Below are 15,510 nucleotides of genomic sequence, written 5' to 3' on the forward strand. Positions count from 1 at the left end.
TTTTTGAGTTTTTCCGTATATGTTGCCGGCTAACGATCTTGTTTCGGTTTCTTGAACGTTACAATTTCTAACAATCTTGTTTTCGAGTCTTGATCGTTAGCCCCTTTCTCTCCACTATCCTTTTTTTGTATATCTTTGGTAAATTATGGTACAATATTTCTTATTGGAAATTTTTACAATTTATTGAGGAGACAATGAGAAATGAATGGTCAAATGAAAGAGATAAAGTCACATCCAATTCGTTATTTATATGGTTTAGATGGCTTACGTGCAATTGCGGTTATAGCTATCATTATTTATCACCTTAATCCTAAGTGGTTATCGGGTGGTTTTTTAGGTGTGGATACTTTTTTTATCATTTCTGGCTATTTAATTACGAGCTTATTAATCCATGAATATCAACATACTGGCACGATTGACCTCTTACATTTTTGGAAGAAACGTATTAAAAGGTTACTGCCGGCAGTCTTATTTTTATTAAGTATTGTACTCATATATACCTTATTATTTGAACCGAGTATTATTAAAAGTGTAAAACAAGATACGTTTGCTGCTTTATTTTATGTATCTAATTGGTGGTATATTTTTCATCATGTTAGTTATTTTGATAGCTTCAAAGTGATGCCACTTAAACATTTATGGAGTCTAGCGATTGAGGAACAATTTTACGTATTTTGGCCAATTTTATTAATGATATTACTTCGCATTAAAAAATTAAAAAGACATTTCTTTTTAGTTGTATTTATAGCTTCTCTTATTTCATTATTGTTAATGATTTTAATTGCTGAACCGAATGTTGATAATTCAAGAGTATATTTCGGAACAGACACTAGATTACAAACTTTGCTATTAGGTGTAATACTAGCATACATATGGCCGCCTTTTAGATTGAAACAGCATATTATAACGCCGTTAAAGATTGGAATTGAAACGATAGGTTGTATTTCAATTGCGCTATTAATTTATTTTATGTTGACTGTTTCATCCAGTGACAATTGGTTATACTTTGGTGGTATTTATCTTATATCTTTAGGTTCTTTACCTGTTATCGCGAGTGCTGTTCATCCTAGCACGTTATTATCTAAAGTATTAGGTAATCGATTATTGTTATGGATTGGACAGAGATCTTATAGTTTATATTTATGGCATTACCCTGTCATAACATTTATCAATAAACATTTCGTTCAAGGGCAAATCCCTTTTTACATGATATTGATAGAAATCATATTAACGTTACTGTTAGCTGAATGTTCATATCGTTATGTTGAAGTACCTATTAGAATACACGGGCTAGCGTATTTCAAACCTGGAAAAGCTCAATTAAAATCACTTATTGCTAAGAGTAGCATTACTTTAGTATTAATTGGTCTTACGTTAACAATACTTTCTGGACATTTTGATTATTTACAACAAACGCAACAACATCATGCCAAGAAGACTTTTAAAGTTTCAAATCACGATGATAGGAATAGTTTGATATTACCTATTCCTAAAATTAATGTTAATAGTGAACAAACCCATGATTATAAAGGGAAACATCAAGATAAAATGTTATTTATCGGTGATTCCGTCATGGTTGATATCGGGGAAGAAATACATAAAGCATATCCAGATGCAATAATAGATGGTAAAGTCGGTCGTAATTTAAATGACGCTATTCCACTCGTTCAAGAAAAATACAGTACATTTAATAAAGCCAATCAACAAGTCGTACTTGAACTTGGTACGAATGGAGATTTTTCTTATGATGATTTGACAAAGCTCATTAAAATGTTTGGTAATGCGCATGTATATGTCGTGAATACACACGTACCAAGAGATTGGGAACAAAGTGTCAACAAGAAACTTTCAAAAGCAGCAGATTCACATAAGAATGTTCAATTAGTCAATTGGTATCAAAAAGCAAAAGACCATTCAGAATACTTCGCCTATGACGGCGTGCATTTAGAATATAAAGGCGTACAAACACTCGTATCCGAAATAAATAAACACATCAAGTCATAATATTTGAAATTAACAAAAAACAGTCTAGAACCCTATTTTGTTCTAGACTGTTTTTTTTCGTTTAGCTCGTATTGTTTCTTCTATAATTGAACCGACTATGAGACCGACTGAGATGATGATTTTTCCTATTAATAAAATCATACGAAATCACCCTTTAATATCATATTTGAGTTCTGAAACAAGTATTTATATTTGTGCTAATAATCTATAAGATTGCATTCTATCCTCATGCGTTATTGTATTTGTACTGACCATGATTTCATCACATTGATATTCAGTTCGAATTGTTTGAAGTCTTGATTGAACGGTTTCAACATCACCAATAATCATATTGTCTTTCATGTCATTAAGCATTTCTTTTTCACGATCACTTAACGCATCAAATGTTTGTACTTTTTCTTTTTTATCTTCACCTTGTGCTTTAGGTATTAAACTTTCTATAGCAAGTGCTTCCGCTTCTTGATTATTCTCTGCACATATGACAGATACCGTTACAATCACTTTAGGTGTTTCTTGATTTCTTTGTTCAAAATGTTCACGGTAACGATCCACAATTGCACGACCATTTTGATCACTCATAAAAGCACCAAACACATATGGCATGCCATTTTTAGCAGCAAGTAAAGCACTTTTCTCACTTGTTCCTAATAACCACGGTGTTGGTGGTACATCAGGTTGTGGTAACACATTTACTTTATGATATTCGTGATCTACAGGAAATTGACCTTCCAAGAACATCAATAATTCTTCTAACAGTTCTGGTAAAGCCCACACTTGTTTCAAAAAATGCTTCGATAACGCATTAGTTGCTTCAGCTGAGCCACCGGGTGCTCTTCCTATACCTAAATCTACTCTATTTGGAAATAAAGTAGCCAAAGTATTAAACTGCTCGGCAACTTTATACGGTCTATAATGTGGTAACAAGATAGCACCCGCACCAATTCTAATACGGTTTGTATGCGCACCAATATAAGAAAGTAATACCTCTGGCGCTGAACTTGCAAGGTTGGACAAACCGTGATGTTCAGTTAGCCAATACCTTTCATAACCTAAAGCCTCTCCTAATTGCGCTAATGCCAACGAATCTTTAAAAGCATCACTCGCTGTTTGACCAGGTGCAATCGGTGATTGATCAAGTATACTCAATTTCATACCGTTCATCCCTTTTGGTCCTCTCGTATTTCTTTAAGCACAAGACGGTACACCGCAACTTGATTGTCCTCATATAAATTTGTTAAAGACGTTGAATAATTATAGATTTCACCTTTAAACTTCTTATCTTTATCCGGAACTTCAACATCAAAACGCCCTCTATATAACAAAACTGCAATATCGTGATACGCTTCACTCGTTACATTAAATTCAATTGTTACTTTATATAAACCATCTACAGTTTCGTCTTCAAAAAATGTTAATGGAATTTTCGTTTCATCTAAATATATATTTTCAACCAATTACGTCACCTTCAAAGTTTATATTTATTATCTAAGTTCAGTATAATATGTCGAAAGATATAATACATGCATTCTGTTTATAGTAAGTGAACATTATGATGAGCTCAAGTATAATTGATATGTAACTTGTAGCCTTATTTTTCTAATGCTTTTTGGTACTCATATAACGCAATAACCGTTTCAAATTTAAGCTTATTGATATCGTGTATACCTTGTCTAATTTGTTTAATAGTAGTCGCTGCAATTCCGATATCTTTATTAATTTTATAAGCGCTAATATCCTTATTATCTATTAACTTTTGTACCGTTGATATAACTTCTTGAATTGGTTCCATTTTCATTGCTCCTTATATAATTTACTTATTTTCTAACATTTATTATTTACACCAATATTACCTTATTACCCAATTAATTTAAACATCAGTTATGTGCAGAACCGCCTTTAAAAAAATAACCTCCTACCTATTAAGTAGGAGATTTATTTAAAATTTTAAATCTTTTTCGTCTAACGTTTCTTCAATAAAGTCTAACGTCTCTCTTATTGCTTCTAAATCAATATCAAATAATATTATTTTTCTTTCATCTTGAACATCTCGTTTTTTCTTAAAATACCCTAATGATTCAAGATTTTTTAAAGATGATGCAATTTCAGATGAAGAAGTGTTGTACATAAGTTTCCTCAGACGTCGCACATAAATTTTTGTAGCATTCATTTCATTTATATAAAACAACGTTATAATGTCTATTTTCTTTAACTTCTTCTTATCATGTATTTGATTCAAAACATCTTTTCTATGTAATTCATATTGTATAATGCCTTTCATACTAACCTCTCCTAACCTTTAAAAGCACTCAACTAAATATATTATTGAAACTCAAATACAATAAACATATTTTTCAATTCATTAGCTGCTATGGAATATACTAATAAATGAATACTCTATAATTTAAATATATGAGCCTTTTCTACACTAAGAAAAGGCTCATTATTTTTGGATTCAATAAACATCTATCCTCAGTCCTACACTAAATAAGAAGAATAAACTTACTTCATCTTCTCTATATTTAGAAATGACCAAATCTTAAACAATATTTAGTTCTTTATCGTTCAAACTTATACAAACATCACTTTTAACTAACCTTTTAAATTACATATCTTCTTTTTATTTAGTTACTTTTCTTCTCTTGAATAAGAGGAAGCTAGCACCAAATATACCTATTAAACTACCAATTAAACCTTTATCAACATTAGCTTCACCCGTATTCGGAAGCATTTGACTTTTATGATCTTTGTCACTATGCGTGTTCATATTTATTTTTCCAGAAGACATATTATTTTCATTATCATTATTTTGGTTATTCATATTTTCAGATTTAAGAGGAACCATCGTTTTATCTTTATTTCCTGGATTGTTAGCTTTAATTGGTTCCATTGGTTCCATTGGTTGCTCTGGTTGTTCCGGTTGCTCCGGTTGCTCTGGTTGCTCCGGTTGTTCTGGTTGCTCCGGTTGCTCCGGTTGTTCTGGTTGTTCTGGTTGTTCTGGCTGCTCTGGCTCTTCTGGCTTCACAGGTTTGTTACCATTACCGTCACCTTTTTGCCAATCATATTTTAAAAGTTTTTTACCAGACCATGTAGTACCTTCTGGTGCAGTTGAATTGTTTGAAAAATAAAATTCATCCATACTTTGTTGTTGTTTAATATTATCTGCAAGTAAAACTGGGACTGCTACTGTATAACCATAACCTTGCTCTACATCCATAGAAACAGTAACTTTCCCTTTAGAGCAAACGACTTTTATGTTGTATTTATCCGCATCTTTAACTGTATTTACGAGCGTATAGTTATTTTTAGCAACACCATAGTGTAAATTTAATCCATACTTTTCGATTGCTTCACAGTTATAATATGCATCTGGATAATTTTCAGAAATGAATTCTACAGTATGTCTGCCTGACTCTTTAAATTGAGGCGTTGAATACATATGTAAAATATCACTTACTCCTTCTTTATATTCTTGAACTGGCGTAAGAGATTCTGTATATCCAGAATATGTGCTTACTTTAAGATTTAAAGTATTATTTGTTGATACAAAATTATCATTGATCAATAATCCAACTTCTCGAGAAGTGTTGTTTTCCCAAATTGGTGAAGTTGCTTTTGTAACAATATTTAAGTTTGCATTTATGTCAGTATGTGTATCAAAGTAATTATCAGCAGTAAATATTAATTTGTTGTTCTCATAATTAACATTTCCTAATAATTCCCCTTCTTTATCATAAACATCTAACATCTTTGATCCACTATACTTATTCATATAATCTGGTAGCTTTATTTCAAACTTATCTCCAGGCTTTGCATTAGGATTAAATGTCATATTTAAAGCTAGATTAATATTTGTATTGTAATCAATAGTACTTCCATTCTCAGGAGATAACATCTTAACACTAATGTCTTGAATAATTGATTGATTGTCTGTTTCTGCTGAAGTTGCAGTCATTCTATCTGTATTTTCATTACGTTCATTATTTGAATCTGTATTTGCAGTTTCATTTGGTTGAGTGATATTTGATTCCATGTTTTCTTCTGTTGTATTTGAAGTTTGATTGCTGTTTGGCTGTCTTTCTTCTGTTGTTGCTTCATTTACACTTTCTGATTCTGTATTTTTATCATCATTTTGCAAGCTTTCTTTATTTTCCGCTTCGTTAGTGTTAGTGTCTGTGTTTTCCGTCATGTTGTTTGCGTTATTTATAGGATTTTCTTCACTCATTGTACTTTCTTCGGTCATAACATTTTCAGTAGCTTGATCATTCTCAGCTGCTTGCGCTTCTTGATTGACCCCTAAAAATATTAGTACCCCTAATAATACTGATCCTGTGCCAATAGAGTACTTTCTAATACTAAACCTTTGTTTATTAATTTTCCTTTCCACCTTAACTTCCCCATCCTTTTATCAAAACGTAAAATATGAAGTTTGCTTTGTAAATGATGTAAATATACACAATAAACTTCAGAAAAATTATACAATACATTTTGAAAAATTTTCAAGTACTTTTTATATAATTTTATAAGAATTCGATATTTTATTTAATATTTACGTTACAGTTGTTTTATTTATAAATAATTGTATGAATAAAAAATGTTAACAATGTAAAAACAAATATTTCCGTATATTAATTTAGTTTTATTCAAAGAATCTTGCTTATACACTATTTATTTTTATCGTATTAATTTAGCTTTATTAATATAGTTCTTATATTATTTTCCTACTATCCTTAACTACAAAATCAACAGTATAAGATTATTTTTTTAGTTTTTTAAAATAGTTATTTTAAGTGGAATTAAAGAACACTCACAACTAATTGGACACTCTAGAATTATCGTTATTTGTCACCCATTCATTAAATGCTTACAATATAATATGAATCTAAATGTGGACTTGAAATGTGGTGGGATTATTGTTAGAAAGACATGTGAAATTAATGAGGCTATTACTTTTAAATCGTGATAGTTATTTAAACGGGACTGAAATAGCTGACTATTTGAATGTTTCAAATAGAACTGTAAGAAGCGATATTAAATATATTAATAGTGAAATTAAAGATGTCATTATCAGTATTAAAGGGCGTGGTTATCAATTAAATCACGAGTTGTATCAAACTGAAGAGATAGAATCCATATTGAATCAATATACGGAAAAGAACGGCCAAACACTCATCAAGATGGCTTATCAATTATTAATGTATAAACGATCTGTTACGCTTGAACAATTATCTGAAGACTATGCTTTAACGAAGAATGAACTCATCGATCATTTAAATCAAATTCAAGCTTGGTGTGAATCTTATGACGTTGCGATTAAACTTGTTAAAAGAAAAGGTGTTACGGTAAGTGGCAATGAAATGGATATTCGCAACGCTATTCTTCATTTAAACCAACTCTCTACAAACAATGTTAAGGTAGAGGACTTCATTTTGAATGAAATCCCAAAAGCGCATAGCGAATTAATGATGCATATTATGGAACAACATTTAGAGCATAACCATATACAAACTTCAAAAGTACATATTAAACAGTTGCTCGTACACCTGATCATTATTTTCAAAAGAATCCACGATACAACAGAACAATGGGATATTAATCAAGAGGCATTGGCCATTTCCCGGGCAATTATAGAAGATATTAATAGACAACTTAAGTACACTTTAAGCGATGAAACAGCGAAGTTATTTTCATTTTTTATTAGCTATTATTTTGATAAATATGATCTTGGCTTCAAACAAATATTTATTCAAAGTTATATTGAACGTTTAATTTATCAAATGAATGCCAAAGTCGGTATAGATTTTATGCAAGATGCTGTACTTCGTGAAAATGTTTATTCACATTTTAGCAGAACATATTTGCGTATCGTTAAGAACGTTTATATTAACAATCCGCTTACAGAGGATATAAAACAGCAATACCCATTTGTGTTCAATGCATTATATGAAACGGTTCATTTACTGGAAGAAGATGCACAACTTAATTTAAGTGAAGACGAGATAGCCTTTCTAGCATTGCATTTTCAATCATCGATAGATCGTAATGTACAAGATCAATTTAACGTTGTCATTACTTGTTACTATGGACTTGGCATTTCAAGCTTATTAGAAGCAAAAATTCAAAAGTTAAACCATAAAATTAATATTACGGATACGATTAAACTTGAAGACGTTTCAACTTACCCATTTTCTAATACGGATATACTCGTTACAACACACGAAATTGATATGACACATATCCCTAGTAATGTACAAGTTGTTCAAGTATCGCCTTTATTTTCAGAAGAAGATGCACATAAATTTCAAACCATTTTAAATCAAAAGCAAAACCCTATTTTAAATAACGACGCATTATTGCCTATCGACTTTCTATCGGTACCAATCGAAACAGACATACATTCTACTGTTGATATATTCCAACATGCGGAACGTTTGCTTAATCAACAACATGCAATATCAAGTGGGTATATTGAAAGTGCATTAGAAAGAGAGAAGTTCTCATCAACTTATATTGGAAATGGCATCGCTATTCCACATGGTGACCCTACTAAAGTCTTTAAGTCACATGTATTAATGTTTAGACTCCGCCAAGATATATCATGGAAACAGCATAAAGTTCATTTAGTATTCTTCTTATCTATTGCAGACAAAGATAAACAAGTAATGAAGAAAATCATACACAGTATCGCTGCATTAACAGAACAAGATGTTAAACATTTACTAAAATTAGAAGATGAACCATTCAAACAATATATCATTGATCGTTTTAAAGAATAATTGCCACTACTAACGGCAATTATTCTTTTTTATGTTTCAGTGAATGCGTTTACAATTGAATTAAGAAGGAGCTGACGTTATGAAAATTTTAGCAATTACATCTTGTCCAAACGGGATTGCACATACTTATATGGCTCAAGAAAAATTAGAACAAGCCGCAAAAGAAATGGGCATAGATATTAAAGTAGAAACACAAGGTGGTGTCGGTGCAGAAAATGTTCTGACATCAAAAGAAATTAGAGAAGCGGACGGTATTATTATCGCTGCTGACAGACAAGTCGATTTATCAAGATTTGACGGGAAACGATTAATTAACGAAAGTGTTAGAGAAGGTATTCACAACCCTAAATTATTAATTCAACGCATCATCGATCAAGATGCACATATCCATCATGAAAAAGGTGGCAATAAACAAACTCATGATGACGAAGAACAAAAAAGTGGTCTACAAATGGTCTACCAACATTTAATGAATGGTGTCTCATTCATGGTGCCATTTATCGTAGTTGGTGGTTTATTAATGGCCATTGCTTTAACTTTAGGTGGGCATACAACACCTGAAGGTCTTAAAATTCCTGATGATTCATTCTGGAAATCCATTGAAAATATCGGTAGTTTAGCATTTAGTTTTATGGTTCCAATTCTAGCTGGTTACATTGCAGTTAGTATTGCTGATAAACCAGGTTTAGTACCAGGTATGATTGGTGGCGCAATTGCTGCTGATGGTAGCTTTTACGGAAGTGAAGCTGGTGCAGGATTCCTTGGTGGTATTGTTGCTGGTTTCTTAGCAGGTTATATTGCTAAATGGATTAAAAATATTAAAATTCCTAAAGCAATGGCACCGATTATGCCAATTATCATTATTCCTATTATTTCTTCAATTATTGTAGGACTTATTTTCATATTTGTTATCGGCGCACCGATTGCGAGTATTTTTGAAGGCTTAACAACATGGTTAAAAGGTATGCAAGGTACAAATAGTATTATCTTAGCGCTTATTATCGGAGCTATGATTGCATTCGATATGGGTGGTCCAGTAAACAAAGTTGCTTTCTTATTCGGATCAGCTTTAATTGCTGAAGGAAACTATGCCGTTATGGGTATGGTTGCAGTAGCTGTATGTACACCACCTATTGGTTTAGGTCTTGCTACTTTTATCAATAGACGTAAATTTAATAAAGGTGAAATTGAAATGGGTAAAGCATCATTTACAATGGGCTTATTCGGTATTACTGAAGGTGCTATTCCATTCGCCGCACAAGACCCATTACGTATTATTCCCGCAAATATGATTGGTGCAATGGTTGCAGCAGCTATTGCAGCTATAGGTGGCGTTGGCGATAGAGTTGCACATGGTGGTCCGATTGTAGCTGTACTTGGTGGTATCGATAAAATACTATGGTTCTTTATTGCTGTCATCATCGGAAGTAGTGTTACAATGCTTGTCACACTTTTATTAAAGAAAAAAGAAGCAACCGTTGCAACACCTGAAATGGAATCATCTAATAGTGGTATGACAACATCATTTATGGGATTAGATGAAGATGATAACAATCAAAAAGAATCATCAAATGATGAAACTCAGACAGAATCAGAACAAGTCTTTCACGAAAAAGTCATCACAATAGAAGACGCTGAAATGTCTCGAGATGACGCAATCGATAAACTAATTCACAATTTAAAACATCACAACTTTATAGACGATGAAAAAGCGTTAAAAGAAGCTGTATTGAAACGCGAATCAGAATCAACAACAGCAATTGGCATGAATGTAGCCATCCCACACGCTAAATCAAACGTTGTCAAACAGCCTGTCGTAGCTGTTCTTAATAACAAACAAGGTGTTGAATGGGAAAGTTTAGATGAAACACAACCTAAGATCATCTTCTTAATTGCTGTACCAAATGATAGTAGTGACACACACTTGAAGTTATTACAAAAACTGTCACGTACGCTTATGGACGATGATACTAGAGAAAAATTAATCAACGCTGAAAGCACAGAAGCTATTTATAACATTTTGAAAGAAATTTAATTTAAAAAGGGAGCGGGACAGAAATCTAATTTAGATAAAAAAGATTTCGTAGTCCCGCCCCGGCAAGGATGACTAGAGTTGAAAAAAGCTTGGTACAAGCGCATTTTCAATTCAGACATCTACTGCCAAGATACTAAAAAAGTCTGAGACATTACATTATGTCCCAGACTCTTTTCTATGTCTTATAAGTCTAACTGCATTGCTCTATTTCGTGATACTTCTCACCTATCTTGCGTGCCGCTTCTCTTCCACCCATAATATTTCTAGCGAAAGGTCCCAATTCTAAATCAGCTAATCCACCTGATACGAATAAATTCGGCAGCCATTCTAAATGTTTGCTAATTTCAGGATACCCACATTTATTGAGTGGTGCTTTATATTCATGAATTAAACGATTTAATATTGGTTGTGTTAATAAAGTATTATCAAATCCTGTTGCCAATAATATATGGTCATAATCCATATGTTTCCCATCAACTGTTATGATTTGATGATTGTTAATATGATCTAATTCATTGAGATGTATCGTTAGTCTGCCCTTTTTCACATATTTCTTTAATCTAATGAATAACTCTTGTGGCATCGAACCTTTATGACGTTCTTTTAAGACAATATCCATCTTCTCTTCTGGATCTATCACTTTTGAAAAGCTTGCCATATTTTTAGGTCCTAACCACCCTGGATCAGCATCAAAATCATGAATTTCTAACGGCTTGTTCGTCCATAAATGTACATGTTTTTCATCATCATGATAAATTAATTTTAACGCTAAATGTGCAGCCGATATCCCACTTCCAACGACATGAGAACTTTCTTTAAATTGAATATTAGTATCTTCAAAAATATGTTGTACATCTGGTGCATGTTCATACATTTTTGGAATCTTTGGCTTATGGTTACAACCAGATGCGATGATGACATTCTGTGTATATATCATCTCCCCTGATTCCAATACGACACACCAATTATCTCGATATTTCTTTATATCTACTGCAGTATCTTTAACATGACATTCATGTAATCGATAATATTCAACTTGTTCTGCTGTATGGTCCATAAACATATCTCTTTTCGGTCTTTTATACTTACCATAAATACCACCTGCATAATCCATTTTCTTAAAATATTGTTTTAAATGAAAAGGATTTGGGTGAACATGGTGTACGATTGGAGACCTTAAATAAGGCATACTAATATTTTGCGTTCGATGGTCAAATTGATGACAGAACACATCGTGCGGGTCAATAATTGTTAAGTCTTTATTTTTTAATCCTTTAACTTTTAATTCTAATGCTATCGTTATCGCGTGGATACCACCACCTACTATCGTCCACTTCATCTTATCACCTTTATTCTTTTTTAAATCGTAATCAGTACGTTTTATATCATAACCGATTTTACCTATCTTTTGCAACTGAACATTTATACAAACTTGACATCGATTATTAAAAACTATACATTGAAAGTAATTAAATAGATGCACTAGGGGTGTTTTTTTAACTGAGATGAGTATGAACTCGAACCCTTTGAACCTGAACTAGATCGTACTAGCGTAGGAAAGTGTTTGTGAAAAGAATTTATAGGGATGACTATGCCCTTTTTATAAATATCTTTGTTTTTACACAACTTTCTTACGAGAAGGTTGTGTATTTTTTTATTTAAAATTCTATATGGGAGTGTTACATATGACAAAGACAATTTTAGTAACAGGTAGTAGCAGAGGATTAGGCGCAACAATCGCACGTACATTAGCATCTGAAGGACATCAAGTCATCATTAATTATCATAATAGTAAAGCGTTAGCAGAACAGTTAGTTGCTGAAATCGGTGCAGAACAAGCGATTGCTATTCAAGCGGATGTGACAAATCGTTCTGAAGTTGACCAGTTAATTGATGAAGGTACGAAACATTTTGGAAAAATTGATGTCGTTGTCAACAATGCTTTAGTTAACTTTAAATTTGACCCAGTAAAACAAAAAGCATTCGTCGATCTTGCATGGGAAGACTATCAACAACAAATTGATGGCACATTAAAAGCAGCATTTAATATTGTGCAAAGTGTTGCACCACAATTCATTGAAAGAAAACAAGGTGCTGTCATTAGCATCGGTACAAACTTATTCCAAAATCCTGTCGTACCTTATCACGAATATACAACTGCGAAGGCTGGTTTAATTGGTTTCACGCGTAATATCGCTGCTGAATTAGGTCAATACGGCATTACAGCCAATGTTGTTTCAGGTGGCTTACTCAAAACGACCGATGCCAGCTCTGTAACAACACCTGAAGTGTTCGACTTAATTGCTCAATCAACACCTCTTAAAAAAGTCACTTCACCACAAGATGTCGCAAATATGGTGAGCTTCCTTGCTTCTGATAAAGCAAGTGGTATAACTGGCCAAAATTATACTGTAGATGGCGGCTTAACAATGAACTAGAATTCCAAAAGAGAGATAAGGAGAATAGAAATGCGTAATTTAAGAAGTGATCAACTCAATATTGGTGTCTTATTATATGGCTGTGGCCATCATCAAGCTGCATGGCTTATGGAAGACTCCTCTATCGAACAGATTGGTGATATCTCTTATTATCAATCATTAGCACAACTATCAGAAAGAGGTTTATTAGATGCCGTATTCTTTGCAGATAATCAATCATTCCCTGCAAAGTCAGATAGCGAATTACCTGCATTCTGGTTAGATCCAATTGTGAATCTAACTGCTATATCACAAGTTACACAACATATTGGTCTAGTTTCAACAATATCAAGCTCATTTTCAAATCCTTATACTGCTGCTAGGCAAATTTTAACGCTCGATCATGCGACGAATGGTCGTGTTGGTTGGAACTTAGTAACATCTATGACAGATATAGAAGCTCAAAATCATAGTATGAAAGCTTTACCTCAGCATGATGCTAGATATCATAAAGCTCAAGAATTTGCTGAATTGATGGACAAACTATTTACATCTTGGCATAAAGAAGACTTCGTTCATGACCGTCATAACAATAAAGTGATTAATCATGAGCATGTGCATGCTTTTCATCATTCTGGCGATTATTTCCAAGTAAATGGACCTTTATCGACACCAAGTAGCCCACAAGGGAAACCTGTCGCTATGCAAGCTGGTGCATCCAAACAAGGTATTGCATTAGCCGTCAAACATGCAGATGCAGTTTATTCAGTTTCATGGAATTTGAAACAAGCGAAAGCTTATAGAAATAAATTAAATACGGCTATTAGCGAAAGTGATACACCCGGGAAATACATTAAAGTCTTCCCAGGATTAGTCACTTATGTTGGCGAAACACGAGAAGAAGCACTGCTCAAAAAAGAAAAATTAGATAAAGCTTTACCAATTGAAAATGCCATCAAACAATTAAGTACGTTTGTTAGACAAGATTGTTCGAAATGGGCATTGGATGAACCTGTCCCAGAACTTCCACCTGTAGAAGCGTTCGATGGTCCAGTAGGCAGATATGAAACAATTTTAGAAATTATAGAAGATACCGCCCCTACAGTGAGAGAATTATTAGGATATCTCAATGCAGGTGGTGGGCATCTCACATTAATAGGAACACCTGAAGAAATAGTAGATGAAATGGAGCTTTGGTTTAAGTCTGGTGTTGCAGATGGCTTTAATTTAATGCCACCTACTTTACCACATAGTCTTGAAGATTTTGTAACATACATCGTTCCAGAATTACAACGACGTGGACTCTATAGAGAAGCTTATTCAAGTCAGACATTTAAAGAACTTTTAAATGTCCATTAAAAAATCAAATAAGATAAATAAATGACAACAACAACTGAAATAGAACTAAACAACGTAGACATGAAGACTAATTCTGCAGCTAAAGCTGGATAATTATCATATTCTTGCGCAATAACTGAACTGTTCACAGATGTTGGCATCGCTGAAGCAATAAATAGTGTTTGTGCGATAATGCCATCTAACCCCATGCATTTTATAATGACTAATGCGATAGCTGGTCCAACAACTAATCTTATAAAGATATAAATATAAGAAGATGACCATTTAAAATTAAGTTTAATATTGGCAATTTGTGCACCGAGAAGAATTAAAGCAATCGCAATCATAGCATCAGACAAATAACTGACAGTCGTCCACATGAACTCAGGAATTGGAATATGATTATAATTTAAAATAATAGCAAGAACGAGTGCATATATAATAGGCATCTTAAAATAATTGAGTAATGCTTTAAGTTTACCTAATTGAACAGATTGAATTGCGAAGACACCATATGTAAACGTGAAGACATTTTGCAGTGTTAATACAATAACTTGTGCAGACATTGCGAGTGGATCACTTTTAAATACAATATCATTTAACGGCGCACCGTAGTTACCAGAGTTAAAGAAGAGCACACTGTTTGTTAAAGTCGTCTCTTTACCTTTATCTAAATTTTGCATTTTGGCGATAGCAAAAGCGACGATATATAAAGCAATTATGTATATGACGAAGAATACGATGATTAATAATAATAAATTGACCGCTAACTCAGCTTTGTAAAACTTCGCAAAAATAAATCCAGGCACAAACACATTGATATTTAATTTTGCGAGCGTACGTAAATCAAGTTTCACACGCTTTTGAAGCACATAACCTAACGCCGTCATTAGAAAAATCGGTACAACAACCGTTAGTAAAATATTCAGCATTTCAGACAAAA

General features: G+C 32.9%; 11 protein-coding genes, 2 pseudogenes and 1 riboswitch. Of the genes and pseudogenes, 6 read left to right on the forward strand and 7 right to left on the reverse strand.

The genetic code is table 11. From position 1 onward, the window contains the following. Nucleotides 1-201 precede the first annotated feature (201 nt). The gene (locus LQ622_RS08885) at nucleotides 202-2,004 is read left to right on the forward strand and encodes an acyltransferase family protein (RefSeq protein ID WP_239774951.1); all 1,803 of its coding nucleotides are present in this window, start codon (nucleotides 202-204) and stop codon (nucleotides 2,002-2,004) included. Nucleotides 2,005-2,190: 186 nt separating this feature from the next. Here the strand turns inward: LQ622_RS08885 and LQ622_RS08890 are convergent, their stop codons facing one another. From LQ622_RS08890 to LQ622_RS08910, 5 genes are all read right to left on the reverse strand, one after another. Continuing rightward, entirely contained in the window at nucleotides 2,191-3,156 is a 966-nt protein-coding gene (locus tag LQ622_RS08890; protein ID WP_239775067.1) for an LLM class flavin-dependent oxidoreductase, read from the reverse strand. A 5-nt stretch (nucleotides 3,157-3,161) separates the two neighbouring features. Then, the gene (locus tag LQ622_RS08895; RefSeq protein ID WP_204253236.1) at nucleotides 3,162-3,458 is read right to left on the reverse strand and encodes a DUF3219 family protein; all 297 of its coding nucleotides are present in this window, start codon (nucleotides 3,456-3,458) and stop codon (nucleotides 3,162-3,164) included. A 134-nt stretch (nucleotides 3,459-3,592) separates the two neighbouring features. Further along, entirely contained in the window at nucleotides 3,593-3,793 is a 201-nt protein-coding gene (locus LQ622_RS08900; RefSeq protein WP_037589220.1) for a hypothetical protein, read from the reverse strand. A 147-nt stretch (nucleotides 3,794-3,940) separates the two neighbouring features. Further along, nucleotides 3,941-4,282, reverse strand: coding sequence for a transcriptional regulator, SarA/Rot family (locus LQ622_RS08905; RefSeq protein WP_204253235.1), 342 nt, complete (start codon nucleotides 4,280-4,282; stop codon nucleotides 3,941-3,943). Nucleotides 4,283-4,621: 339 nt separating this feature from the next. Further along, a complete protein-coding gene (locus LQ622_RS08910; RefSeq protein WP_239774953.1) occupies nucleotides 4,622-6,388 on the reverse strand; it encodes a YSIRK-type signal peptide-containing protein in 1,767 nt (588 codons plus the stop codon). A 517-nt stretch (nucleotides 6,389-6,905) separates the two neighbouring features. Here LQ622_RS08910 and LQ622_RS08915 point away from each other — a divergent pair. The 3 genes and pseudogenes from LQ622_RS08915 to LQ622_RS15215 form a co-directional block, all read left to right on the forward strand. Beyond that, complete coding sequence (locus LQ622_RS08915) at nucleotides 6,906-8,777, forward strand: BglG family transcription antiterminator (RefSeq protein ID WP_239774955.1); 1,872 nt, start codon at nucleotides 6,906-6,908, stop codon at nucleotides 8,775-8,777. Nucleotides 8,778-8,856: 79 nt separating this feature from the next. Further along, a pseudogene (locus LQ622_RS08920) lies at nucleotides 8,857-10,312 on the forward strand (PTS fructose transporter subunit IIC); the annotation flags it as partial. A gap of 65 nt (nucleotides 10,313-10,377) precedes the next feature. Then, nucleotides 10,378-10,812 (forward strand): annotated as a pseudogene (locus tag LQ622_RS15215) (PTS sugar transporter subunit IIA); the annotation flags it as partial. A gap of 190 nt (nucleotides 10,813-11,002) precedes the next feature. Here the strand turns inward: LQ622_RS15215 and LQ622_RS08925 are convergent. After that, nucleotides 11,003-12,151, reverse strand: coding sequence for an NAD(P)-binding domain-containing protein (locus tag LQ622_RS08925; protein ID WP_159316035.1), 1,149 nt, complete (start codon nucleotides 12,149-12,151; stop codon nucleotides 11,003-11,005). Nucleotides 12,152-12,286: 135 nt separating this feature from the next. Further along, nucleotides 12,287-12,388: riboswitch (TPP riboswitch) on the forward strand. A 109-nt stretch (nucleotides 12,389-12,497) separates the two neighbouring features. On the opposite strand from LQ622_RS08925, the gene LQ622_RS08930 reads away from it, so the two are divergent. Both LQ622_RS08930 and LQ622_RS08935 read left to right on the forward strand, forming a co-directional pair. Beyond that, on the forward strand, nucleotides 12,498-13,250 hold the full coding sequence (locus tag LQ622_RS08930; protein WP_196308036.1) for a 3-oxoacyl-ACP reductase: 753 nt from the start codon (nucleotides 12,498-12,500) through the stop codon (nucleotides 13,248-13,250). 30 nt (nucleotides 13,251-13,280) lie between these two features. Continuing rightward, nucleotides 13,281-14,588 carry an NtaA/DmoA family FMN-dependent monooxygenase gene (locus LQ622_RS08935; protein WP_239774960.1) on the forward strand — a complete coding sequence of 436 codons (1,308 nt, stop codon included), beginning with the start codon at nucleotides 13,281-13,283 and terminating at the stop codon, nucleotides 14,586-14,588. Here LQ622_RS08935 and LQ622_RS08940 read toward each other — a convergent pair. Then, nucleotides 14,585-15,508, reverse strand: a complete 924-nt coding sequence (locus tag LQ622_RS08940; RefSeq protein WP_025907587.1) for an AEC family transporter — start codon at nucleotides 15,506-15,508, stop codon at nucleotides 14,585-14,587. The two genes, LQ622_RS08935 and LQ622_RS08940, sit on opposite strands and share 4 nt — an antisense overlap. Nucleotides 15,509-15,510 lie beyond the last annotated feature (2 nt).

The organism is Mammaliicoccus sp. N-M50, assembly GCF_022386995.1.
Classification (GTDB): domain Bacteria; phylum Bacillota; class Bacilli; order Staphylococcales; family Staphylococcaceae; genus Mammaliicoccus; species Mammaliicoccus sciuri_A.